The following is a 20,837-nucleotide window of genomic DNA, read 5'->3' as shown; positions in this document are numbered from 1 at the left end:
TTTCCGATGGAGAATTTCAATGTTGACTGTATTTTTTGGCATATATGGAAGGGAATACTGCATAGTTTTAAGACGGATACAACCTGCACGGGCTTGCCCGGACGACCGGTCGAAGTCTGGCATCCTGAAGTTTGTGTATAACTCTAAGGTTGCCGATTTGACCCGCTACCGAGGCGTCCGGCTGCCGGGTCGAGCCGTCGGGGACGCCGCGCCGGACGGGGAGCCGCATCGCAGGTCCAAAGAAACCCCGGCTCCATGGGGGCCGGGGTTCCGTCGGACTTCGGCGCCGCGCGGCGTTTGACGGCTCGCAATGACGCGACCGCTGCAGCGATCGCGACGGACCTCGCGGTTCCTCACCGCATCCCGACGCGCCGCGGGAGCCTCGCAGGATGTCTCCCGGGATCGCGGCGGCTTCCGGAGGCCGCCTGCCGGACTTGCCAGCGCGGAGGCCGTTCCCGACCGGGATGCGATCGGGAACGGCCCTCAGTCCGTGTTTCGGCGCGCATTCATTCGCCGAACCGGTGTCCCGTGCGGCGGAGAGGGCTTGCGCCGCCTCGGGATCGGGGAGAGGCTGGGAACGACCCAGCCGACGGCGCTACGCCGCCTTCGACAGCGTCGCCTTCTCTTCCGCGAACGCCCAGTCGAGCCACGGCGTCAGCGCCTCGAGATCCGCGGTCTCGACGGTGGCGCCGCACCAGATCCGCAGGCCCGCCGGGGCGTCGCGGTAGGCGCCGATGTCGAGGGCGACACCCTCGCGGTCCAGGCGCTCGACGATGCCCGAGGCGAGCGCCGCCACCGCCGCGTCGCCGCGGGCGAGCACGTCCGGGTCGGCGATCACCAGGCACACGCCGGTGTTCGAGTAGGTCGCGGGGTCGACCGCCAGCGGCGCGATCCACGGGGTCCGGGCGACCCAGTCGTAGATCGCCTTGGCGTTGGCGTCGGCCCGGGCGTGAAGCGCCGGCAGGCCGCCGATCCGCACGGCCCAGTCGAGGGTGTCGAGGTAATCCTCCACGGCCAGCATCGAGGGCGTGTTGATCGTGTCGCCCTTGAAGATGCCCTCGATCAGCTTGCCGTCCTTCGTCAGTCGGAACACCTTCGGCAGCGGCCAGGCCGGGACGTGGCTCTCCAGCCGCTCGACCGCCCGGGGCGAGAGCACCAGCATGCCGTGCGCGGCCTCGCCGCCCATCACCTTCTGCCAGGAGAAGGTCACGACATCGAGCTTGTCCCAGGACAGCGGCTGCGCGAAGGCCGCCGAAGTGGCGTCGCAGATCGTCAGGCCCGCGCGGTCGGCGGCGATCCAGTCGCCGTTCGGGACCTTCACGCCGGCGGCGGTACCGTTCCAGGTGAAGACCACGTCGTTATTCCTGGTGTCGATCGCCGACAGGTCCGGCAGCACGCCGTAAGGCGTCTGGTGGATCCTGGGCGCGATCTTGAGCTGCTTGAGCGCGTCGGTGACCCACTCCTTGCCGAACGCTTCCCAGGCGGCGACCTCCACGGGCTTGGGCCCGAGCAGCGTCCACATCGCCATCTCGACGGCGCCGGTATCGGAGGCCGGCACGATGCCGATCCGGTAATCGTCGGGCACCTGCAGCACCGAGCGGGTCAGGTCGATGGCCCGGCCGAGCTTGGCCTTGCCGATGGCGGAGCGGTGCGAGCGACCGAGTGCGGCGTCGGCCAGGGCGGCCGGAGTCCAGCCCGGACGCTTGGCGCAGGGGCCGGACGAGAAGTGGGGAACGCGCGGGCGCCTGTCGGGTCGGCTCATCGTCGGATCCATCCTTGCAGATGGGCGCTCCTCGACGGGGAGGAGTGTCCCGGAACCGCGCATGCGCCCAATCCGGGCCTCTGGCAAGCGCTTGTGCGGGTTGCAGTCTTCGGTGCGTGCCCCTGCCCGGGACAGGCTGTTCGGGCCTACGGAACCGTCGATTAATCTTGGGCCGTTAGCCTTAATGGCGTGCCGTGTTGCGTTCGAGGTACGCTGATGTCTTTCCACAGTGCTGCGATAGTATCGGCCTGGTCGGTTTTACTTATGGTTATCGGCGCGTTAGCGACCCGCCTCGCCCTCGCGGGCCGGCTCCGGCATCCCGCCGCCCAGCCCCTGCAACTCGATCCCCTGGACTACGAGTGCGACGGGCCCGTGATCGATCTGGAGCCCGCCTGAAGGTCCGGGCGCCGCTCGGCCGTGATGCGTTCGGCCTCCGCCCGCCGCCACCGGGCGATGGCGCCGTGATTCCCGCCCGAGAGCACATCGGGAATCGGCCGGCCCTCCCAGTCGCGGGGCCTCGTGTAGTGCGGATATTCGAGGAGCCCGCCCTCAAAACTCTCCTCGACGCCCGATTGCGCCTTGCCCATCACGCCGGGGAGGAGCCGGACGCAGGCGTCGAGCACCACGAGGGCGGCGATCTCGCCCCCGGAGAGCACGTAATCGCCGATCGAGACCTCCTCCAGGCCGCGGCCGGCGATGACGCGCTCGTCGACGCCCTCGAACCGGCCGCAGACGATCAGCGCCCCGGGGCCGGCGGCGAGGTCCCGCACCCGGGCCTGGCTGAGCGGCCGGCCGCGGGGAGACATCAGCAGCCGGGGCCGCGGATCGTCCGCCCCGGTCGCGGCGTCGATGGCGGCGGCGAGCACGTCGCAGCGCAGCACCATCCCGGCGCCGCCGCCGGCCGGCGTGTCGTCCACGGAGCGGTGGCGTCCGAGCCCGTGCTCGCGGATGTTGCGCGCCTCCAGGCTCCAGTCGCCCCGGGCGAGCGCGTCGCCGGACAGCGACACGCCGAGCGGGCCCGGGAACATCTCCGGGTAGAGGGTGAGGATCGTGGCCCGCCAGGGCGTTTCCGCGCGCGTCATGGCGCTTGATCGCGCGCCGGGTGCGGCACGGTCAACGGCTCGGGCACCGTTCGGCCCCCGGCGGGTTGTCGGCGATGATCCGGCGCATGCTTCTCCTCACCGCTCTCCTGGCGGGACCGGCCCTCGCGGCCGGGCCCCTGGCGCCCCCGGGCGCCCCCGCCGGGGCGTTCCCCAAGCCCGACCGGCCCGTGGCCGAGATCGTCGCGCCGCAATGGTCGGCGGAGGCCGCACGCGACAAGGCCGGCGAGTTCGACGCGGTCGCCCGCGGGATGGGCATCGCCCCGGGTGAGACGGTGGCCGATATCGGCGCCGGCAGCGGCTATTACGTGGTGCGCCTCAGCCCGCTTGTCGGTCCTCGCGGCAAGGTCCTGGCCGAGGACGTGACCCCCGCCTACCTGGCGAGCCTCGAAAAGCGCGTGACGGCGCTCGACAACGTCACCGTCGTGCGCGGCGAGCCCCACGATCCCCGGCTGCCGCCGAACTCGGTCGATGCCGCCATCCTCGTGCACATGTACCACGAGATCGCCCAGCCCTTCGGCCTGCTGCACAACCTCGCCCCGGCGATGCGCCCGGGCGGCCGGGTCGGCATCGTCGACGCCGACGACATCCCGTCGCGGCACGGCACCCCGCCGGCGCTACTGCGCTGCGAACTCGCCGCCGCCGGCTACCGGGAGACCGGGTTCCACCCCCTGAGCGGCGGCGCCTATCTGGCGGTGTTCGCCGCGCCGGCGCCGGATCAGAGGCCGCGCCCGGAGACGATCCGCCCGTGCCGGGATGCCGCGACGCCCCGCTGAGCGGTTCGGATCGCGCGGTCAGGGCGTGTCGCAGGTGCCCAGATGGGCCGCGAAACCGGAGAGATGCGGGACCAGGTCGGGCCGCAACTCCATGGACGGGATCGCGTAAGCGCCGCCGTTCTGCCGCCGGAACGGGATGGGATCCGTGCTGAACAGCGCGCGCATCCGGGCCCGAAGGCTCTCCGCGGTGGCCGCGAAGCCGCTCTCGCTCATGCTGTCGGCCCGATACACGACGAAGGGCGGGAGCACGGCGTAGCCCGGGTAGAACAGCACGCCGTGCTGGATCGGGAACAGCAGGTCATCGATCGGTCCGTTGATCCCGCGGGCGCCGTAATGCGTCTCCCAGCCGCCGGCCGTCACCACCAGCATCGCGCGCTTTCCGGCCAGCGTGCCCTCGCCGTAACGGTCGCCCCAGCGGGTCTCGCTGTGCTCGCCCACCCCGTAGGCGAACCCATAGGCGTAGACCCGGTCGATCCATCCCTTCAGGATCGCCGGCATCGAAAACCACCAGAGCGGGAACGCCAGGATCAGCGCATCCGCCCAGAGCAGCTTGGCCTGTTCGGTGGTCACGTCGGCGGTCAGGGTCCCGGTGGTGAACGCCGCGCTCGACGCGGCCGGGACCCGCAGGCGCGCCGCGTCCGGCAGGGTCGGGAAGTCGGCCCGATCGACCGCACTCTTCCAATCCTCTGCGTAGAGGTCGGTGACGCGGACTTCGTGTCCGTCCGCCTCCAGTTGGCCCACCGCCACGCCGCGCAACGCGTTCGTCAGCGATGCCGGATCCGGATGGGCCGAGACGACGAGGATCTTCATGAGGCGGGCTCGCTGGGAAGGAGGAGCCGCGAAGCTAGAAGTCCGCTGGGCCATCCGGTAGACGGCACGGCGGGATAGGATCGTTCCGCATAATGGATCAATCGAGCGTCACGCTGGAGCGGATGCGGAGCTTCGTCCGCGTGGTCGAGCGCGGCAGCCTGTCGGCCGTTGCGCGCGAGCAGGGCGTCGGTCAATCGACCGTCAGCCGGCACGTGGCCGAGCTCGAAGCCGCCCTCGGGGCCAGCTTGCTCAACCGAACCACGCGGCGGGTCACCCTGACCGACGAGGGCCAGCGCTTCCACACCGAGGCACGCACCATCCTGCGGTTGGTCGAGGAGGCCGCGGACGGCGTCCGGAACGCGGGGGGCGGCCTGATCGGCACGGTGCGCGTGTCCTGCACGGCGGCCCTGGGCGTTCGACACGTCTGCCGGGCGCTGTTCGCAGTCCAGGATCGCTATCCGGAACTCAGCGTCGATCTCGGTTTGACCGATGAGCGGATCGACCTCGTGCGCGAGGCGACGGATGTCGCGATCCGGCTCGGCCCGCTGGCGGAGAGCAGCCTGCAGCGCAAGGCCGTCGGTCGCTCGCGCCGGATCCTGGTGGCGTCGCGGCGCTATCTCGCAGATCACGGCCGGCCCGAGAAACCGGACGACCTGGTGCGGCATTCGATCATCCGCATGAGCAACGTGGCCGGCAGCGACACGCTGTGCCTGTACGGGCCGGACGGCGCGACATCCCGCGTCCCGGTGGGCGGCCGCTTGCTGGTCGATCACGGCTTGGCCGCCCGCGAGGCCCTGGCGCAGGGGCGTGGCATCGCGGCGGCCCATGTCTGGCTCGTCGACGATCTGCTGGCGGCCGGCGCGATCGAGCACGTCTTGCCGGACTACGCGCCCGAGCCGGTCCCGCTCTCGATCCTGATCGTGCCGGGCCGCATCCGTATCCGGCGCATCCGCCTGGTGGTCGACGCCCTGGCGGCCGCGCTTACCGAGCTTCCCGGCATCGACAGGCCCTGAGCCGGACGGTCACACCCGTGCTGGGACAGGGGTGTCAGCCCGGATCGTCGGCGGGCTTCTCGCCCACCGGCGCGAAGAAATCCTCCGGCAGGACCACGGTCACCCGCCGCTGCGGGACGTCCAGGACCGGCACGAACGCCTTGGTGAACGGCAGCAGCGCCGTGGCGCCGCCCGTGGCGGGCTTGAGTTCGAGCAGGTCGCCGCCGCCGTAATTCGGCACCGCGACGACCGTGCCGACGACGTTGCCGGCCTCGTCCACCGCCGTGGTCCCCACGAGGTCGGCGGCGTAGACCTCGTCGTCGTCCTCGGGCTCCGCGAGGCGGTCGCGGGGGATGAACAGGGCGACGCGGTTGAGCGTCTCGGCGGCGCTGCGGCTGCCGATATCCTTGACCCGGGCGATCAGGATGTCGGGGGAGGAGCCCGGGGCGGTGCGCACGGCCGACAGGGTCAGCGTCCGATTGTCGGACGTCATGAGCGGGCCGTAGCCGGCGATCGCCAACGGATCGCCGGTGTAGGATTTCAGGCGGATCTCGCCGTTGAGCCCGTGCGCGCGGCCGAACTCGCCCAGGAGGACGAGGTTCGGGTCGGGCGGCGCGGGCGGTGCCACCGGCTTGGGGGCCGGTGCCTTGGGCGATGTCGCGGCCTCGGGCGCGATCGCGCCGATAGCCGTGCCAGCGCGGCCACGGCGACCGCCGTCGCGGGAGGATGGACCAGCGGGGCGGCGCGCCATGGCCTCGAGCCTCAGGCCGCGGCGTCCTCGGCGGGCGCGGCGGCCTTCTCGGCGCGCTTGGTGGCGCGCTCCTTGGCCTTCTCGCCGGGCTCGGCCTTCTGCGGGTTGTTGCGCGTCGGGCGCTTGGCCAGCCCGGCCTGGTCGAGGAAGCGCAGGACGCGATCGGTCGGCTGCGCGCCCTTGGCGAGCCAGCCCTGGATCTTCTCGGCGTCGAGCTGGATCCGGGCCGGATCGTCCTTGGGCTTCATCGGGTCGTAGGCGCCGACCTTGTCGATGAAGCGGCCATCGCGGGGGGCGCGGGCGTCGGCGACGACGATGCGGTAGTACGGACGCTTCTTGGCGCCACCGCGCGTGAGACGGATCTTCAGGGCCATTGTCTTAGGACTTTCTCTGTTCTTCGACCGACGGCGTATGGTTGGCCGCGATCGTCTGGTGGTGCCGGATGACCTCCTTGACCACGAAGGCCAGGAACTTCTCGGCGAAGTCGGGGTCGAGCTTGGCTTCGACCGCGAGCGTGCGGAGCCGGGCGACCTGACGCGCCTCCCGGTCCGGATCGGAAGGGGGGATCCCCTTTCGGGCCTTGAGCTCGCCGACCCGCTGCGTGCAGCGGAAGCGCTCGGCGAGCAGATGGATCAGCGCCGCATCGAAGTTGTCGATGCTGTCGCGCAGGCGGGCGAGTTCGGGATCGACCGCTTGGGCAGCGAGGACGCTCATTTCTTCTTCCCCGGCATGAATCCGCCGAGACCGGGCAGCTTCGGGCCGCCGAGGCCGGGAAGCCCCGGCATCTTGGGCATGCCGCCCAAGCCGCCGCCCAGTCCGCCCCCGCCCAGGCCCGGCGGCATCGGCGGCAGCTTGCCGCCGAACTGCTTCTCGATCTGCGCGATCTGCTCCGGGGTCGGCTCGGGCATGCCCGGCGGCAGCCCCGGCATGCCGCCACCCATCCCGCCGCCGCCGAGACCGAACATCGAGCCGAGGGCCTGCCCGATGCCGCGCTTGCCCGAGCCCATCGCCTTCATCATGTCGGCCATGGTCCGGTGCATCTTCAGGAGCTTGTTGATCTCCGAGACGTCGACGCCCGAGCCCGCCGCGATGCGCTTCTTGCGGGAGTTCTTGAGCAGGTCCGGGTTCTTGCGCTCGTGCGGGGTCATCGACGAGATGATCGCCCGCTGGCGCTTGAACATCTTCTCGTCGAGGTTGGCGCCCTCGACCTGCTTCTTCATCGCGCCCATGCCGGGCAGCATGCCCATCAGGCCGCCGATGCCGCCCATCTTCTCCATCTGGGCGAGCTGCATGGAGAGATCCTCCAGGTCGAACTTGCCCTTGCGCATCTTCTCCGCCGTGCGGAGCGCCTGCTCGTGGTCGATGGTCTCGGCGGCCTTCTCGACCAGGGAGACGATGTCGCCCATGCCGAGGATGCGGTTGGCGACGCGGGCCGGGTGGAACTCCTCCAGCGCGTCGACCTTCTCGCCGGTGCCGACGAGCTTGATCGGCTTGCCGGTGACGGCGCGCATCGAGAGCGCCGCGCCGCCGCGGGAATCGCCGTCCATGCGGGTGAGCACGATGCCGGTGACGCCGAGCCGCTCGTCGAAGGCGCGGGCGGTGTTGACCGCGTCCTGACCGGTCAGCGCGTCGGCGACCAGCAGCACCTCGTGGGGCCGGGTCGCGGCCTTCACCTCGGCCGCCTCGACCATCAGGGCCTCGTCGACGGTGGTGCGGCCGGCGGTGTCGAGCATCACCACGTCGAAGCCGCCCAGCCGGGCCGCCTCCATGGCGCGCTTGGCGATCTGCACCGCCGACTGGCCGGCCACGATCGGCAGGCTCTCGACGCCGACCTGCTTGGCGAGCACCGCGAGCTGCTCCATGGCGGCCGGGCGGCGGGTATCGAGGGAGGCCAGCAGGACGCGGCGCTTCTCGCGCTCGGACAGGCGCCGGGCGATCTTGGCGGTGGTGGTGGTCTTGCCCGAGCCCTGGAGGCCGACCATCAGGATCGGCACCGGAGCCGGGGCGTTGAGGTCGATCACCTCGGCATCGGTGCCGAGCATCGCCACCAGCTCGTCGTTGACGATCTTGACGACCATCTGGCCGGGGGTGACCGACTTGAGCACGACGGCGCCGACCGCCTTCTCCTTCACCCGGTCGGTGAAGCCGCGCACGACCTCCAGGGCCACGTCGGCTTCCAGCAGGGCGCGGCGGACCTCGCGCATCGCCGCGGTGACGTCGGCTTCGGTCAGGGCGCCCCGGCGGGTGAGCCCCGAGAGGATGCCGGACAGGCGGTCGGACAGGCCTTCGAACATGGTGTTTCCGACCCGCGCTTACTGTTCGAGGCCGGCGCGCTCGACGCGGCGCGCCTGGAGGGCGGCCTCGAAGCTGCGCACGGCGCTCGCGAACTTGTCCCGGCACTCCGGATTGCAGAAGCCAACCACGGCGCCGTTATAGAGCGTCAGCGAGTCGGCCGAGATCGGCTTGCCCGACCACGGGCAGGTCTCGTTGATCGCGTCCGCGACGTTCAATGCGGCGGGGGGCACGGCGACTCGGGTCACGGCGACTTGGGTCATGCGATAAGCCTCGACCGGCGGAGTCCGGCGAAGCGGATCGGCCCAACACAGATCGCGCCCGAGGGCGCGGACGCGCTGTCGGGCGTTGACCTCCGGCCTCAGGGGCCGGTCGGCTTCGTGTCGTGACGATCTGCTACGGATCGGAAGCGCGGGGGGTAGCGGCAGCCACCGCAAAAGTCAATTTTCGGTGTCTCGCCCGCGAACCATCTCACGGTTGAGGCGCCAGGCGGGCATTAACTTTTACGGATCGTTAAGCATGTTGCGACTCTGATCGGGCAGCACCCGTTCAGGACGACCGCCGATGTCGGAACCCGCCCGCACCCTGCCGCCGCACGAAACCGGCAGCCGCATCGCCCCCGGCCCCCTGCGGGACTGGCTGGCGACGATGAAGACCCACAACCCCGCCGAGCCGCGCGGCGACGACCGCCCGCTGTACGAGGCCGCCCCGGAGGCCAAGGCCCCCCGGGGCGCCGAGGCGGCCTGGTCGCCCCGGCTGGTGGCGCAGCCCGAGGCGTCCGGCGCGGCCCCGGAGGATGCGGACGTGTCCGAGCTGATGGCCGAGAACATGATGCTCAAGGCCAAGCTGAAGCTCGAGGCCGACCGCCAGACCGAGCTGCAGGCGATCCTGGCCGAGGAGATCCGGGCGCTGCGCGAGCATATCCGCGAGGAGATCGGTTCGATCGAGGACCTGCGCGCCGAGCAGGAGGAGGTCCGCGCCGAGCGCGAGGAGTTCCGGAGCGAGCGCGACCGGTTCCGTCAGGAGCGGGAACACATGCGGGCCGAGCGCGACCGGGCCGTCGCCGAGCGCGACGGGCTGCGGGCCGAGCGCCACGCGATGGCGGCCGAGCGCGACGCCCTGCGCGAGGAGCGCGACCTGTGGCGCGCCCGGACCGAGGCCCTGGCCCAGCCGCTGTTCCAGGCCCCGAAGCGCTGAAAACACCCCCTTAAAAGCCGAAGGGCCACCCGCGAGGGTGGCCCTTCCATTGCCGAACCGTCATGTCCGGCGGAACTGTCCCGAAATCGGGGCTCAGGCGCGTCTTAGAACGACGCGCCGGAGGCGACGGTCCAGGTCCGGTAAGCCGAGACTGACGGCTGATGACAATGAGACACTGGATCACCTCCTTTCGTTCGTTGCGGGTGATGCGAAGTTAGGTGGCCGGACCCGGCTTGTGAAGCCCCGTGGCTGCGCCCGTTTGTCCTCCCCGCGCACCTGCTTTCCCGCTTCGGCTGCCGGGCGTATGACGAGCCCACCGAGGTCAGCCCGAACCGCCGTTGAACGCGCCCGTCACGCCCCTGCCGCGTCCGCCCGAGGATGCAGCCCTCGATCCCGAGGCCATGCGCCAGCCGCTCGGCAACGCGTGGTACTGCGTCGGCCAATCCCGCAGCCTCGGCCGCACCGGGCTCCGCGCCGTGGAGCTGAACGGCGAGCAGATCGTGCTCGGCCGGACCCCCGATGGGACGCCGTTCGCGCTGCGCGACCGCTGCCCGCATCGCGGCATGGCCCTGTCGAAGGGCCGCTTCGACGGCGACACCCTGATGTGCCCGTTCCACGGCTGGCGCTTCGGCACGGACGGGCGCTGCCGGGACGTCCCGACCCTGTCCGAGCACGACGCCGCCGATTTCTCCCGCATCCAGGTCCAGCGCTTCCCCGTACGGGAGAGCGCCGGGTTCCTGTGGGTGAACCCGCATCTCGGGCCCGCCTCCGGCGACGTGCCCGCGGTGCCGGAGCTGGATTTCGCGCCGGCCGGCTCCCTGGTCGTGGAACTCGTGGTCGAGGCGTCCTACGATCTCACCACGCTGAGCCTGGTCGATCCCGGCCATGTCGCCTTCGTGCACGACAGCTGGTGGTTCCGGCCCTCGAAGCAGCTGCGCGAGAAGGTCAAGACGTTCCAGCCGGTGCCGCACGGCTTCGTCATGACGAGCCACGCCACCACGACGAGTTCGCCGGTCTACCGCCTCCTCGGCGGCGTGCCCGAGGTCGAGATCGAGTTCCGGCTCCCCGGGGTCCGGCTGGAGCGCATCCGCGCGGGTGACAAGCGGGTGGCCAACTACACCTTCGCCACGCCCCTCACGCCGGACCGCACCCTGCTCACCAACGCCCTCTATTGGAGCATGCCGGCGCTGAACCTGCTCAAGCCCGTCGCCCGGCCGCTGATGCGGCAGTTCCTCACGCAGGACCAGGAGGTGCTTCAGCACGCGCAGGACGGCCTGGACCGCAAGCCGACCATGGTGCTGTTCGGACAGGGCGACCTGCCGTCGCAATGGTATTTCCGGCTGAAGCGCGAGGCCCTGGAATCGGACCGCGCCGGGCGCCCGTTCGAGAATCCCCTGGAACGGCGCGAGCTGCGCTGGCGCTCCTGATTTATAGGGCAGTTATTGGGCTCTATTCGGAGCGAGTAACGCTCTATTAACCACAATTTGCGCAATGATTTCCGAGAAGTATTCCTCTCGAGACGCTGCGCGCCGATGCCCCGCTTCTACATCGACCTCCATGACGGTTCCCAGCCGGTCCGCGACGAGGTCGGCTTCGACCTGCCGGACCTGCCGGCCGCCCGCGCCAAGGTCACCCGGATCATGTCGGCGATCGCCCGCGACATGCTGCCCGACGTGGAGCGCCAGGATTACGTCGCCTGCGTCCGCGATACGGTCGGCAAGGTCGTGTTCCGCGCCCGCCTGTCGCTCGCCGCCGAAGCCGTGGAGTGAGGCAAAAGCGGGCCTGAGGCTCCCCGTCGCGGCGGCGAGAGCTTGACCACGGCGCCGGGCCGGCCATCTCCCACCTATGAAACGGCGCAGCCTGCTCACGGTCGCGAGTGCGGCCACGGTGATGACGCTCGGCGGCGTCGGCTATGCCGCCCACCGCCGGGGCAAGAACCCCTATTATCGCGGCCCGGAATCCGATCATTTCGACGGGTTGCGCTTCTTCCTGCCGGACCAGGCCACCGACAAGTCGTTGCCGGACGTGCTGCGCTGGCAGGCCGGGCGGCAGCGCGAGCCCTGGCCGAAGAGCTACCCGAGCCCGTTCCCCGCCGACCGCCCGCCCGAGCGCAGCGGGTCCCTGCGCGTCGTGCTGATCGGGCATGCGAGCTACCTGGTGCAGGTCGCCGGCCGCAACATCCTGATCGACCCGGTCTTCGCCAAGCGGGCGAGCCCGGTCCGGTTCGCCGGACCGAAGCGGGTCAACCCGCCCGGTATCGCGTTCGCCGACCTGCCGCCGATCGATGTCGTCCTGATCACCCACAACCATTACGATCATCTCGACGGGCCGAACCTCGCCCGGATCTGGCAGGCCCACCAGCCGCTGATCGTCGCGCCGCTGGGCAACGACACGATCCTGCGCAACTTCGACGACACGATGCATGTCGAGACCCGCGACTGGGGCGAGTCGGTGGATCTCGGCGACGGTCTCGCGGTCCACCTGGTGCCGGCCAACCACTGGTCGGCCCGCGGCGTGCAGGACCGGCGCATGGCGCTGTGGTGCGCCTTCGTGATCACCTCGGCCCAGGGCGTCCACTACCATGTGGGCGATACCGGCTTCGGCGACGGCGGGCTGTTCCGCGACATCCGGGCCCGGTTCGGGGCGCCGCGCCTCGCGACGCTGCCGATCGGCGCCTACGAGCCGCGCTGGTTCATGCAGGCGCAGCACGTGAACCCGGCCGAGGCCGTGGAGGCCTTCGCGCTGCTCGGGGCCGACCAGGCGCTCGGCCACCATTGGGGCACGTTCCAACTCACCGACGAGGGCATCGAGCGGCCCGCGGAGGCTCTGGCTGAGGCCCTGGAGGCGCACGGCATCGCCCCCGAGCGGTTCCTGGCGCTGCGACCCGGGCAGGTCTGGGGCGCCTGAGGCGTCGAATACCGACGGCCGCCGCACTGGGCACGATGCATGCAAGATACCGTATGCAGGCTGCATGTGGCGCGTCTCGATGAATGGGGTGCCGCGGACCGGCCGCGCGTCCCCTTCTGCCGAGAGACCCGATGGACCCGATCAAGCCGACACGCCGCTCGCTCATGGCCGGGGGCGCCGCCCTGGCCGCGCTCGGCAGCGCGGGCCGGGCCGGCGCGCAGGGCGCGGCCGCCGGCAGCCTGACCTACGGTATCTCGATGACCGACCTGCCGCTCACGACCGGCCAGCCGGATCGCGGCGCCGGCGGCTACCAGTTCACCGGCCTCACCCTGTACGATCCCCTGGTCGCCTGGGATCTGGGCATCGCCGACCGTCCGGGCCGGATGGTCCCCGGTCTCGCCACCGCCTGGGAGGTCGATCCGGCCGATCCCAAGGTCTGGGTCTTCCACCTGCGCGAGGGCGTGGCGTTCCATGACGGCTCGGCCTTCGACGCCGACGCGGTGATCTGGAACTTCGACAAGGTGCTCAACAAGGAGGCGCCGCATTTCGACCAGCGGCAGGCCGCCCAGGTCCGCCCGCGGCTGCCGGGCGTCGCGAGCTACCGCAAGCTCGACGCCAAGACCGTCCAGGTGACGACCAAGAACCCCGACAGCCTGTTCCCCTACCAGATGCTGTGGTTCCTGATCTCCTCGCCCGCCCAGTACGAGGCGGTCGGGCGCGACTGGGCGAAGTTCGCGTTTCAGCCCTCGGGCACCGGCCCGTTCAAGATGGGCCAGCTGATCCCGCGGGTCCGCCTCGAATTGCTGCCGAACGCCGGCTACTGGAACCCGAAGCGGGTCCCGAAGCTCGCCAAGCTGACGCTGACCTGCGTCCCCGAGGACCTCGCCCGGGTGAACGCGCTGCTCTCCGGCAACGTCGACCTGATCGAGGCGCCGGCCCCCGATGCGGTACCGCGCCTCAAGGCGTCCGGCATGCGCGTCGTCGGCAACGACACGCCGCATGTCTGGAACTACCACCTGTCGATGCTGGAGGGGTCGCCCTGGCGGGACCTGCGCCTGCGCAAGGCCGCCAACCTCGCCATCGACCGCGACGGCGTCGTCCAGCTCCTGGGCGGCCTCGCCCAGCCGGCCGTGGGGCAGATGCAGACTTCGAGCCCGTGGTTCGGCAAGCCGAGCTTCCAGATCAGGACCGACGTGGATGCGGCGCGCAAGCTGGTGGAGGAGGCCGGGTTCTCGGTGAAGAACCCGGTGAAGGCGACGATCATGATCCCCACCGGCGGGACCGGGCAGATGCTGTCCCTGCCGATCAACGAGTTCGTCCAGCAGAGCTGGGCCGAGGTCGGCATCCAGGTCGAGTTCAAGACGGTGGAGCTGGAGGTGGCCTACACGGCCTGGCGCCAGGGCGCGGCGGATCCGGGCCTCAAGGGCGTCACCGCCGGCAACATCGCCTACGTCACCTCGGATCCGTTCTACGCGATCCTGCGCTTCTACGATTCGAAGCAGATCGCCCCGAGCGGCGTGAACTGGAGCCACTACCGCAATCCCGAGGTCGACGCCCTGTGCGACAAGGTGAAGGCGAGCCTGGACCCCGAGGAGCAGAACAGGCTGCTGGCCCGCATCCACGAAATCGTCGTCGACGACGCGGTGCAGGTTTGGGTGGTGCACGATACCAACCCGCACGCGTTGTCGCCCCGGGTAAAGAACTATGTTCAGGCGCAGCACTGGTTTCAGGACTTGTCGACGCTGGCCTGAGATCGCCGGGATCTCTGCGGCGCCGCGGGAGATGCCTTGCGCGAATCGGGAACGATCGTCGCGAGACTGTGTTGGCACTCCAACGCACGAAGGAGTGTCCCATGAAGACCCTGCTCGCCGGCGCCATCCTGGCCGCCTCCCTCGCGACTGTCGTCCCGGCTTCGGCCCAGCGCATCGATATCGGCCCCGACGGTCCCAGCGTCGACCTGCGCTCGCGCGGCCAGCGGGAGCGCGATTTCCGCCGGGACGAATACCGCCGGGATCGTGACCGCGCCGACGACGACCGGATGTATCGCCGCCAGCGATTCGAGGACGACCGTCCGGCGGTCCGCCGCGGCTACGGTTACTGATTCGGACTGTCCACAGCTTGCTGTGACTGGATGATCCATGAGGGGTCGGCGCTGGCCGGCCCCTTTTTCGTGTCTCGCGTCATCCGGACCACGCGCGGCTGGCCTGCCCTGCCAATTTCGCACTTGCAGCATCGTCCGGGCACGCCTAGGAAGATCCCGCATCAAATTTCGGGAGTATTTGGCAATGACCCTTCGTTTCATCAGTGGCTTCGCGGCTTTTGCCGTCGCCGTTTCGGGCCTCGCAGTTCCGGCCGCCCTCGCCAAGCCGGTGAGCGGCGCCAGCGCCGTCAAGATGATCGACACCGACAACGACGGCACCGTCGATCTCAAGGAAGTCGAGGCCGTCGCCTCCGCGACCTTCGACCGCCTGGAGAAGGATGCCGACGGCACCCTCGACGCCAAGGAGCTGAAGGGTCGCCTGAGCAAGGCCGGCCTCAAGCAGGCCGATCCGGACAACGACGGTACCGTCGACAAGAAGGAATACCTCGCCGCGGTCGCCGATCGCTTCAAGATGGCCGACCCGGACAACGACGGCACCCTCGACGCCAAGGAGCTGAACTCCAAGGCCGGCAAGGCGCTGCTCGCCCTCGTCAAGTAACGGCTCGTTAATACTAATTGCGCTCAGTGAAGATACAGGCGCCCCCGTGGATCTCTCCGCGGGGGCGTTCTTGTGTTTGAACCGGGAATGCCATGCGGTCGGACGACGAGCCGCCTCACTGCTGCTGCACCTCGTGGTTGTAATCGTTTTCTTCTTTGATGATGCCGTGATCGACTTTTGCGGTGGCGCAGCCTGCGACAATCCCGCTTTGAAACCTATATGCCTGCAAGATGGGCAAGCGGACGGTTGACGGACCGCAACCTGTAGGTGCAGTTTGGGACCGGTTGGGGGACCGAACCATGCGTAAGGATACGCCAGACGACGTCACGAGCCTCGAATTGCTCGCAGAAATGCGGGCCATGATCGACGCCGCGCGCCAGGTCATCGAAGGCTCGCAAGCCGCCCACGACGGGCCGGCCGGCGAATCGGCGGCCGCGCCGGTGTCGTCACTCGGGGCAGACGTGCAGCACGATCCGGTGGACCTGCTCGGCGACATCAGCGACAGCCTGCTCGACGCCTATCAGCTCGCGAAACACGACGGCGATCCGCTGACCATCGCGCTGATCGAGAAGGTCCTGTTCCATGTCGGGCGCCGGCTCGCGCGGGGCATGTCCCCCGCGGAGGCCGGCATTCCCTGCCACTGACGCGCCGTTCCGGGTGATGGCGGCTTGAGGCTCGTGGATCCTCAGGCGCCGCCGGCCTCGATGCGATCGAGGAACGCCCGCAGGTAGCGTCCGGCCGCATCGGCGCGCTCGACCGCCAGGAGATGCGCCGCCCGGGGCAGCACCACGAGTTCGGCCTCGGCGATGCCGGCACAGAGCGCTTCGGCCATGGCGGGGGGCGTCGATGGGTCGTCGCGCCCGGCCATCACCAGGGTCGGGGCCGTGATCGCCGACAGGGCGGGCCGCAGGTCCATCCGTCCGATCACGCCGCAGCACACCGCGTAGCCGACCGGATCGCAGGCGACGAAGCGCTCCCGCACGGACCGTACGGCCTCGGGTGAGCGCTCGGCGAAGGCCGGAGTGAACCAGCGCGCCAGCGTCGCGTCCATGAGCGCGCCGGTCCCCTGCATCCGCGCCGTCTCGGCACGCTCGTTCCAGCTCTGTGCGCTCGGAAGATGCGCGGCCGTCGCCATCAGGGTCGCGCTCGCGCAGCGCGCCGGATCGTCGCTCGCCAGAGCCTGCACGATCATGCCGCCGAGCGAGAGCCCGACCAGGTGGGCCCGGGCGATCCCGAGCCCGTCGAGCAGCCCCGCGAGATCGCCGGCCAGGTCCGCGATCTCGGTCGGCCGGTCGTGCGTCTCGGAGCCGCCATGGCCGCGGGTGTCGTAGCGCAGCGTCCGGAACCGGCCGGCAAGCGCCGGCAGCAGGGCGTCCCACATGTCCAGGGTGGCGCCGAGCGAGTTCGAGAACGCAACCACGGGTGCATCCTCGGGCCCCTCCAGGACATAGCGGAACGCGAGTCCCCGGACGGTGATCTGCGGCATCAGACGTCTCCGTGTACCGTTGCAGCCGGGCCGGTGCCTCCCACCGGCCGACGGCACGTCCCGCCGAGATAGGTCTCCCGCCGGCCGCGATCAGCGCCCGCCCGGATAATCCGGCCGCGCGCATCCGGGCGACCGCTACCGGGTTGGTGTGGTGCAGACCGGAGCCGGATCATGGCCGAACCCTACGATCTCGACCGTTTCGTCGCCGCCCAGGCGGGCGTCTACGACCGGGCCCTCGCGGAATTGCGGGCCGGGGAGAAGCGCAGCCACTGGATGTGGTTCATCTTCCCGCAGATCGCCGGCCTGGGCTCCAGCCCGATGGCGCGACGCTACGCGATCGGCACCCTGGACGAGGCGCGGGCCTATTGCGGGCATCCGGTGCTCGGCGCACGCCTGCGTGCCTGCACGGCGGCGGTGAACGGCGTCACCGGACGCTCGGCTCACGCGATCTTCGGCTCCCCGGACGACATGAAGTTCCGCTCGAGCATGACCCTGTTCGCCCGCGCCGCTCCGGAGGAGCCGGGTTTCGCCGAGGCCCTGGCGCGGTATTTCGGCGGCGCGCCCGATCCGCTGACGCTCGCCGAGCTTGGATCGCAGGGGTGCTCGAACACGTCACCGGCCCCATAGGCCGACGCGTTCGGCCCGGGCCTGCTCCTCGGCGCCGAGGAGGTCCGGGGGCGCATCGTCCGAGGCCCGGGCGCCGCCTGCGGTGAGGATCAGGGCGGCGAGGTCGTCGCCCTCGATCCGGCAGCGGCCGGCGGCATCCTCGGAGACGCTGCAGACCACCTCGCGGCGGCGCAGGTACTTGGCGAGCTGCCGGGCGAGGTGCCCGCGCTCGCCCACGACGCCGAGGAGGTGCACGGTCCGCCCGCGCAGCGACAGGGTCCCGGTGTCGATCACTTCGGGCACGCCCCGGATCTCGCTGGACGCGACCGGGGTCGGCTGTTGCGTCGGCTGCGGGGCCGGCTGCGGCGTCGCCGCGACCGCCGGGGCCGGCTCGGCCCGTTCCGCCGACGGGCGCGGACGGCCCTTGGCGAGCTGCGCGGAGGCCCGCTGGACGAAATCGTGGAAGATCCCGGCCGGCATCTCGCCGCCGAACATCCGGTTCATCGGGCTGTCGTCGTCGTTGCCGATCCAGACACCGACCACGAGGTCCGGGGTCATGCCGACGAACCAGGCGTCGCGGAAATCCTGGCTGGTGCCGGTCTTGCCGCCGATGATCTGGCCCGGCACCCGCGCCGCCCGGCCGGTCCCTGAATCGACCACCGCCTGGAGCGAATCGAGCATCATCTGGCGCGGCTCCTGCGCCAGGGTGGCGGCCGGCGCCGGCTCGGCCCGGACGTAGAGCGGCTGCGGGGCCGCCCCGCGGATCGCGTGGATGCCGAAGCTCGCGAGCGGCGCGCGGCCGGAGAGCACGGAGCCGTAGGCGCGGGTCATCTCCAGCAGGCTGACGGTGCCGGACCCGAGGACGAGGCTCGGCACGTTCGGCAGCTCGGACTGGATCCCCAGCTTGCGCGCGGTGGCGATCACCGCCGGGATGCCGACATCCTGCCCGAGCTGAGCCGCCACCGTGTTGATCGACAGCGCGAAGGCGGTCCGCAGCGGCACCGGTCCGCGATAGCGCCCGTCGTCGTTCTCGGGCTCCCAGTCGCCGATGCGCACCGGGCGATCGTCCATCACGCTCTCGGGCGTCAGGCCCTGCTCGTAGGCCGTCAGGTAGACCAGGAGCTTGAACAGCGAGCCCGGCTGGCGCTTGGCCTGGACCGCGCGGTTGAACTGGCTGTCCTCGTAGTCCCGGCCGCCCACCATCGCGAGGATCGCGCCGGCCTTCGACAGCACCACCATGGCGGCCTGGCCGACCTTGCGCTTGGCGCCGTCCTTGTCGAGGCGCCTGGCGACGACGCCCTCCGCGAGGCTCTGCAGGTCGAGGTTGAGGGTGGAGCGCACCGTCATGTCGCCGTCGGTGCCGGCGAGCCGCTTCACGTCGCCGGCGATCATGTCGAGGAAGTAGTTGGTGCCGGGCGGCGCCTCGGGCGGAGACTTCAGGGTGACGCTCTGCTTGCGCGCGGCGTCGGCCTCCTTCTGCGAGATCGCCCCGGTCTCCACCATGGCCTGGAGCACCACGTCGGCCCGCTCCTTGGCGCCGCCGAGGTTGCGGGTGGGGGCGAGCTGCGAGGGCGCCCGCACCAGCCCGGCCAGCATGGCCGCCTCGGGCAGGGTCAGGGCCTTGGCGGGCTTGCCGAAATAGCGCCGGGCGGCCGCGTCCGCCCCGTAGGCGCCGGCCCCGAAATAGGCGGCGTCGAGGTAGCCGAGCAGGATCTCGTCCTTGCTCATCGTGGTCTCGACCCGCAGCGCCAGGAACGCCTCCTGGACCTTGCGCCAGAGCGTCTTCTCCTGGTTGAGCGAGGTCAGGCGGACATATTGCTGCGTGATCGTCGAGCCGCCCTCGCGCACCCCGCCGCCCGCGGCGTTGCGCCAGGCGGCGCGGGCGAGGCCGCGCAGGTCGATGCCCCAGTGGCTGTAGAACCGGCGATCCTCGATCGCGACGATCGCCTTGGCGAGGTTCGGTGGCAGGTCGGCGGCGGTGAGCTTCTGGCCGCGGAAACTGCCCCGGGTGGCGAAGACCCGGCCGTCATCGGCCTCGACGGTGATCGCCCGCTGGCCGGTCTCGACGACCGCCCCGCCCAGCGGCGGCAGGGTCACCAGGGCGGCCAGCAGGTAGACCGCCAGCGCCAGGGCCGGCAGCAGGATCGCGGCCCCGGCGGCGAGCAGAACGGGCCGGCGCCGCAGGCGGCCGAAGCGGCCTCGGCCTTCCGCGAAGCCCGGTACCGTGTCCGCCGCAGCGGACCGCTCGGCCGCGACGGGCCGCGCGCGGTCACGTCGCCGGGTCAGGGCGCCGGCGATTCGCGAGAAAGCCGAACGCCCGGCTTGCAGCATGCCGCGCCCGGCGGCGGCGATCAGGATCCACAGGTGGCGGAAAAGATCGCGCGCGGCGCGTCCGGCCTCTCGGGCCGCCCGGCGCGGGTCCGCCGTGTCGGCCCCGGGATCCCGTGCGGGGCCCGGATCGGTCGGGGCGCGCTCCGGCGCGTCTGGCGTCATCGCGATGCGTGTTCCGGGACCGGACCGTCCGGTCGAGGCAGCGTTCTAAGCTGCATTCGGGTGCGAGTCCCATCGACAAACGGACGATGCCCGGTCGCGGCGTCCGAGGCGCCGCGACCGTGTGCCCCGCGCAACGCGAACCGCTACCGCCCGGCGACCGGTCCGGCCATTCCGTGGCGGCTGCGCAGCTTCACCGCGAGGATCAGCAGGAGCACGCCGAACGCGAACGTGTAGGCGCCGATCCACCAGGTCAGGACCAGGGCGGACATGCCCGGCTCCAGGATCAGCGCGATGCCGAACAGGATCGAGACGAGGCCGCCGAGCCCCAGCCACCAGCGCCCGTAATGCAGGTGCAGCCGGAACGCCGCCGCGATCATCAGCCCGCCGGTGACGAGCGCCCAGGCGGCGAGGAGCAGCACGAAGGCCCAGACCGCGGCGGCCGGCACCAGCACGGCGGCCACGCCCACGACGACGTCGACGATGCCTTCGAGCAGCAGGAAGCCCCAGCGCTCGTGCCGCTGGGCCGCCCGCACCGCGCCGACGATGGCGAAGATCCCGTCGACCAGCATGTAGGCGGCAAACAGGAACACCAGCGACAGCACGAAGGCCTGCGGAGCCGCGAAGGCGACGATGCCGAACAGGATCGCGACGACGCCGCGCAGGGCGATGAGCCACCAGTTCCGGGCGAGCACCGTGCTCATGGCGTCCAGGCGGGCGGTGCCGGTCAGCGGGATGCCCGAGGGCGACGTCGCGCTCGAACCGATGCCGGATCCGGGCGGTCTCGGGGACGGGGTGCTGGTCATGGCGGAACTCCGAAGCGCGTCGGGCGCATGCCCGGCCGACCCGCCCGCAGAACGCTGCACTGCGACAAGCGTTCCTGAACGCGGCCGCCGACGGGCCGGAACCTTGGCGCGGCCGCCGGCTTTTGCTGACCGAGGCGGGCACGAACAGAGCCCGGCCGCCGCA

23 protein-coding genes are annotated in these 20,837 nt (G+C 70.8%); 12 read left to right on the top strand and 11 right to left on the bottom strand.

The genetic code is table 11. The annotated features are described in order from the left end of the window. Window positions 1–595: 595 nt before the first annotated feature. Window positions 596–1,762 carry a phosphoserine transaminase gene (locus tag MFF40_RS18960; RefSeq protein WP_238261770.1) on the bottom strand — a complete coding sequence of 389 codons (1,167 nt, stop codon included), beginning with the start codon at window positions 1,760–1,762 and terminating at the stop codon, window positions 596–598. A 353-nt stretch (window positions 1,763–2,115) separates the two neighbouring features. Further along, window positions 2,116–2,844 (bottom strand): tRNA (guanosine(37)-N1)-methyltransferase TrmD, encoded by a 729-nt coding sequence (gene trmD / locus MFF40_RS18955; protein ID WP_147896970.1) that lies wholly within the window; start codon window positions 2,842–2,844, stop codon window positions 2,116–2,118. A gap of 74 nt (window positions 2,845–2,918) precedes the next feature. Here trmD and MFF40_RS18950 point away from each other — a divergent pair, with 74 nt between their 5' ends. After that, window positions 2,919–3,638, top strand: a complete 720-nt coding sequence (locus tag MFF40_RS18950; protein ID WP_147896969.1) for a class I SAM-dependent methyltransferase — start codon at window positions 2,919–2,921, stop codon at window positions 3,636–3,638. An 18-nt stretch (window positions 3,639–3,656) separates the two neighbouring features. Here MFF40_RS18950 and MFF40_RS18945 read toward each other — a convergent pair whose 3' ends face one another. After that, window positions 3,657–4,448: an NAD(P)H-dependent oxidoreductase gene (locus tag MFF40_RS18945; protein WP_238261768.1), complete on the bottom strand. Its 792-nt coding sequence runs from the start codon at window positions 4,446–4,448 to the stop codon at window positions 3,657–3,659. Between the two features lie 92 nt (window positions 4,449–4,540). On the opposite strand from MFF40_RS18945, the gene MFF40_RS18940 reads away from it, so the two are divergent. Beyond that, a complete protein-coding gene (locus MFF40_RS18940) occupies window positions 4,541–5,461 on the top strand; it encodes a LysR family transcriptional regulator (protein WP_147857215.1) in 921 nt (306 codons plus the stop codon). Window positions 5,462–5,495: 34 nt separating this feature from the next. On the opposite strand, the gene rimM is transcribed toward MFF40_RS18940, so the two are convergent. The 5 genes from rimM to MFF40_RS18915 are packed head-to-tail and all read right to left on the bottom strand — an operon-like array spanning window position 5,496 to window position 8,746. Then, window positions 5,496–6,191: a ribosome maturation factor RimM gene (gene rimM / locus MFF40_RS18935; protein WP_238261766.1), complete on the bottom strand. Its 696-nt coding sequence runs from the start codon at window positions 6,189–6,191 to the stop codon at window positions 5,496–5,498. A gap of 11 nt (window positions 6,192–6,202) precedes the next feature. Next, on the bottom strand, window positions 6,203–6,565 hold the full coding sequence (rpsP, locus tag MFF40_RS18930) for a 30S ribosomal protein S16 (RefSeq protein ID WP_147896965.1): 363 nt from the start codon (window positions 6,563–6,565) through the stop codon (window positions 6,203–6,205). 4 nt (window positions 6,566–6,569) lie between these two features. Next, a complete protein-coding gene (locus tag MFF40_RS18925) occupies window positions 6,570–6,905 on the bottom strand; it encodes a chorismate mutase (RefSeq protein ID WP_147857910.1) in 336 nt (111 codons plus the stop codon). Continuing rightward, the gene (gene ffh / locus MFF40_RS18920; RefSeq protein WP_147896963.1) at window positions 6,902–8,485 is read right to left on the bottom strand and encodes a signal recognition particle protein; all 1,584 of its coding nucleotides are present in this window, start codon (window positions 8,483–8,485) and stop codon (window positions 6,902–6,904) included. The genes MFF40_RS18925 and ffh overlap by 4 nt, the downstream gene beginning before the upstream one ends. Before the next feature lie 18 nt (window positions 8,486–8,503). Then, entirely contained in the window at window positions 8,504–8,746 is a 243-nt protein-coding gene (locus MFF40_RS18915; RefSeq protein ID WP_147857418.1) for a glutathione S-transferase, read from the bottom strand. Between the two features lie 301 nt (window positions 8,747–9,047). On the opposite strand from MFF40_RS18915, the gene MFF40_RS18910 reads away from it, so the two are divergent. The 9 genes from MFF40_RS18910 to MFF40_RS18870 all read left to right on the top strand — a co-directional run bounded on the left by MFF40_RS18910 (window position 9,048) and on the right by MFF40_RS18870 (window position 15,930). Next, entirely contained in the window at window positions 9,048–9,680 is a 633-nt protein-coding gene (locus MFF40_RS18910) for an ATPase (RefSeq protein WP_238261764.1), read from the top strand. Between the two features lie 401 nt (window positions 9,681–10,081). Beyond that, a complete protein-coding gene (locus MFF40_RS18905) occupies window positions 10,082–11,107 on the top strand; it encodes an aromatic ring-hydroxylating oxygenase subunit alpha (RefSeq protein WP_238261784.1) in 1,026 nt (341 codons plus the stop codon). 105 nt (window positions 11,108–11,212) lie between these two features. Further along, window positions 11,213–11,449 (top strand): DUF6894 family protein, encoded by a 237-nt coding sequence (locus tag MFF40_RS18900; protein ID WP_147856934.1) that lies wholly within the window; start codon window positions 11,213–11,215, stop codon window positions 11,447–11,449. Window positions 11,450–11,525: 76 nt separating this feature from the next. Further along, a complete protein-coding gene (locus MFF40_RS18895) occupies window positions 11,526–12,587 on the top strand; it encodes an MBL fold metallo-hydrolase (RefSeq protein ID WP_238261762.1) in 1,062 nt (353 codons plus the stop codon). A 131-nt stretch (window positions 12,588–12,718) separates the two neighbouring features. Beyond that, a complete protein-coding gene (locus MFF40_RS18890) occupies window positions 12,719–14,338 on the top strand; it encodes an ABC transporter substrate-binding protein (RefSeq protein WP_147896960.1) in 1,620 nt (539 codons plus the stop codon). Between the two features lie 101 nt (window positions 14,339–14,439). Then, window positions 14,440–14,688, top strand: a complete 249-nt coding sequence (locus tag MFF40_RS18885; protein ID WP_147856286.1) for a hypothetical protein — start codon at window positions 14,440–14,442, stop codon at window positions 14,686–14,688. Between the two features lie 184 nt (window positions 14,689–14,872). Then, window positions 14,873–15,286 carry a lanmodulin LanM gene (gene lanM, locus MFF40_RS18880; protein ID WP_147856287.1) on the top strand — a complete coding sequence of 138 codons (414 nt, stop codon included), beginning with the start codon at window positions 14,873–14,875 and terminating at the stop codon, window positions 15,284–15,286. A 46-nt stretch (window positions 15,287–15,332) separates the two neighbouring features. Next, window positions 15,333–15,536: a hypothetical protein gene (locus tag MFF40_RS18875; RefSeq protein ID WP_187277831.1), complete on the top strand. Its 204-nt coding sequence runs from the start codon at window positions 15,333–15,335 to the stop codon at window positions 15,534–15,536. Window positions 15,537–15,585: 49 nt separating this feature from the next. Next, window positions 15,586–15,930 carry a hypothetical protein gene (locus MFF40_RS18870; RefSeq protein ID WP_238261759.1) on the top strand — a complete coding sequence of 115 codons (345 nt, stop codon included), beginning with the start codon at window positions 15,586–15,588 and terminating at the stop codon, window positions 15,928–15,930. 41 nt (window positions 15,931–15,971) lie between these two features. Here the strand turns inward: MFF40_RS18870 and pcaD are convergent, their stop codons facing one another. Next, window positions 15,972–16,772, bottom strand: a complete 801-nt coding sequence (pcaD, locus tag MFF40_RS18865) for a 3-oxoadipate enol-lactonase (RefSeq protein WP_238261757.1) — start codon at window positions 16,770–16,772, stop codon at window positions 15,972–15,974. Window positions 16,773–16,943: 171 nt separating this feature from the next. On the opposite strand from pcaD, the gene MFF40_RS18860 reads away from it, so the two are divergent. Beyond that, window positions 16,944–17,399: a DUF1810 domain-containing protein gene (locus MFF40_RS18860; protein ID WP_238261755.1), complete on the top strand. Its 456-nt coding sequence runs from the start codon at window positions 16,944–16,946 to the stop codon at window positions 17,397–17,399. Here MFF40_RS18860 and MFF40_RS18855 read toward each other — a convergent pair. Then, window positions 17,385–19,871: a PBP1A family penicillin-binding protein gene (locus MFF40_RS18855; RefSeq protein WP_238261754.1), complete on the bottom strand. Its 2,487-nt coding sequence runs from the start codon at window positions 19,869–19,871 to the stop codon at window positions 17,385–17,387. The two genes, MFF40_RS18860 and MFF40_RS18855, sit on opposite strands and share 15 nt — an antisense overlap. A gap of 143 nt (window positions 19,872–20,014) precedes the next feature. Further along, window positions 20,015–20,674 (bottom strand): HdeD family acid-resistance protein, encoded by a 660-nt coding sequence (locus MFF40_RS18850; RefSeq protein ID WP_147857309.1) that lies wholly within the window; start codon window positions 20,672–20,674, stop codon window positions 20,015–20,017. Window positions 20,675–20,837 lie beyond the last annotated feature (163 nt).

This window comes from Methylobacterium mesophilicum (assembly GCF_022179445.1).
In the GTDB taxonomy this organism is placed as follows: Bacteria; Pseudomonadota; Alphaproteobacteria; order Rhizobiales; family Beijerinckiaceae; genus Methylobacterium; species Methylobacterium mesophilicum.
Note: the sequence above shows the minus strand (reverse complement) of the source record. Positions and strands in the feature narration are given on the sequence as shown.

Bases quoted from the DNA above. Each gene is read 5' to 3' on its own strand.
- MFF40_RS18960 (WP_238261770.1), bottom strand. From the start codon at position 1,762: ATGAGCCGACCCGACAGGCGCCCGCGCGTTCCCCACTTCTCGTCCGGC.
- trmD (WP_147896970.1), bottom strand. From the start codon at position 2,844: ATGACGCGCGCGGAAACGCCCTGGCGGGCCACGATCCTCACCCTCTAC.
- MFF40_RS18950 (WP_147896969.1), top strand. From the start codon at position 2,919: ATGATCCGGCGCATGCTTCTCCTCACCGCTCTCCTGGCGGGACCGGCC.
- MFF40_RS18945 (WP_238261768.1), bottom strand. From the start codon at position 4,448: ATGAAGATCCTCGTCGTCTCGGCCCATCCGGATCCGGCATCGCTGACG.
- MFF40_RS18940 (WP_147857215.1), top strand. From the start codon at position 4,541: ATGGATCAATCGAGCGTCACGCTGGAGCGGATGCGGAGCTTCGTCCGC.
- rimM (WP_238261766.1), bottom strand. From the start codon at position 6,191: ATGGCGCGCCGCCCCGCTGGTCCATCCTCCCGCGACGGCGGTCGCCGT.
- rpsP (WP_147896965.1), bottom strand. From the start codon at position 6,565: ATGGCCCTGAAGATCCGTCTCACGCGCGGTGGCGCCAAGAAGCGTCCG.
- MFF40_RS18925 (WP_147857910.1), bottom strand. From the start codon at position 6,905: ATGAGCGTCCTCGCTGCCCAAGCGGTCGATCCCGAACTCGCCCGCCTG.
- ffh (WP_147896963.1), bottom strand. From the start codon at position 8,485: ATGTTCGAAGGCCTGTCCGACCGCCTGTCCGGCATCCTCTCGGGGCTC.
- MFF40_RS18915 (WP_147857418.1), bottom strand. From the start codon at position 8,746: ATGACCCAAGTCGCCGTGACCCGAGTCGCCGTGCCCCCCGCCGCATTG.
- MFF40_RS18910 (WP_238261764.1), top strand. From the start codon at position 9,048: ATGTCGGAACCCGCCCGCACCCTGCCGCCGCACGAAACCGGCAGCCGC.
- MFF40_RS18905 (WP_238261784.1), top strand. From the start codon at position 10,082: ATGCGCCAGCCGCTCGGCAACGCGTGGTACTGCGTCGGCCAATCCCGC.
- MFF40_RS18900 (WP_147856934.1), top strand. From the start codon at position 11,213: ATGCCCCGCTTCTACATCGACCTCCATGACGGTTCCCAGCCGGTCCGC.
- MFF40_RS18895 (WP_238261762.1), top strand. From the start codon at position 11,526: ATGAAACGGCGCAGCCTGCTCACGGTCGCGAGTGCGGCCACGGTGATG.
- MFF40_RS18890 (WP_147896960.1), top strand. From the start codon at position 12,719: ATGGACCCGATCAAGCCGACACGCCGCTCGCTCATGGCCGGGGGCGCC.
- MFF40_RS18885 (WP_147856286.1), top strand. From the start codon at position 14,440: ATGAAGACCCTGCTCGCCGGCGCCATCCTGGCCGCCTCCCTCGCGACT.
- lanM (WP_147856287.1), top strand. From the start codon at position 14,873: ATGACCCTTCGTTTCATCAGTGGCTTCGCGGCTTTTGCCGTCGCCGTT.
- MFF40_RS18870 (WP_238261759.1), top strand. From the start codon at position 15,586: ATGCGTAAGGATACGCCAGACGACGTCACGAGCCTCGAATTGCTCGCA.
- pcaD (WP_238261757.1), bottom strand. From the start codon at position 16,772: ATGCCGCAGATCACCGTCCGGGGACTCGCGTTCCGCTATGTCCTGGAG.
- MFF40_RS18860 (WP_238261755.1), top strand. From the start codon at position 16,944: ATGGCCGAACCCTACGATCTCGACCGTTTCGTCGCCGCCCAGGCGGGC.
- MFF40_RS18855 (WP_238261754.1), bottom strand. From the start codon at position 19,871: ATGACGCCAGACGCGCCGGAGCGCGCCCCGACCGATCCGGGCCCCGCA.
- MFF40_RS18850 (WP_147857309.1), bottom strand. From the start codon at position 20,674: ATGACCAGCACCCCGTCCCCGAGACCGCCCGGATCCGGCATCGGTTCG.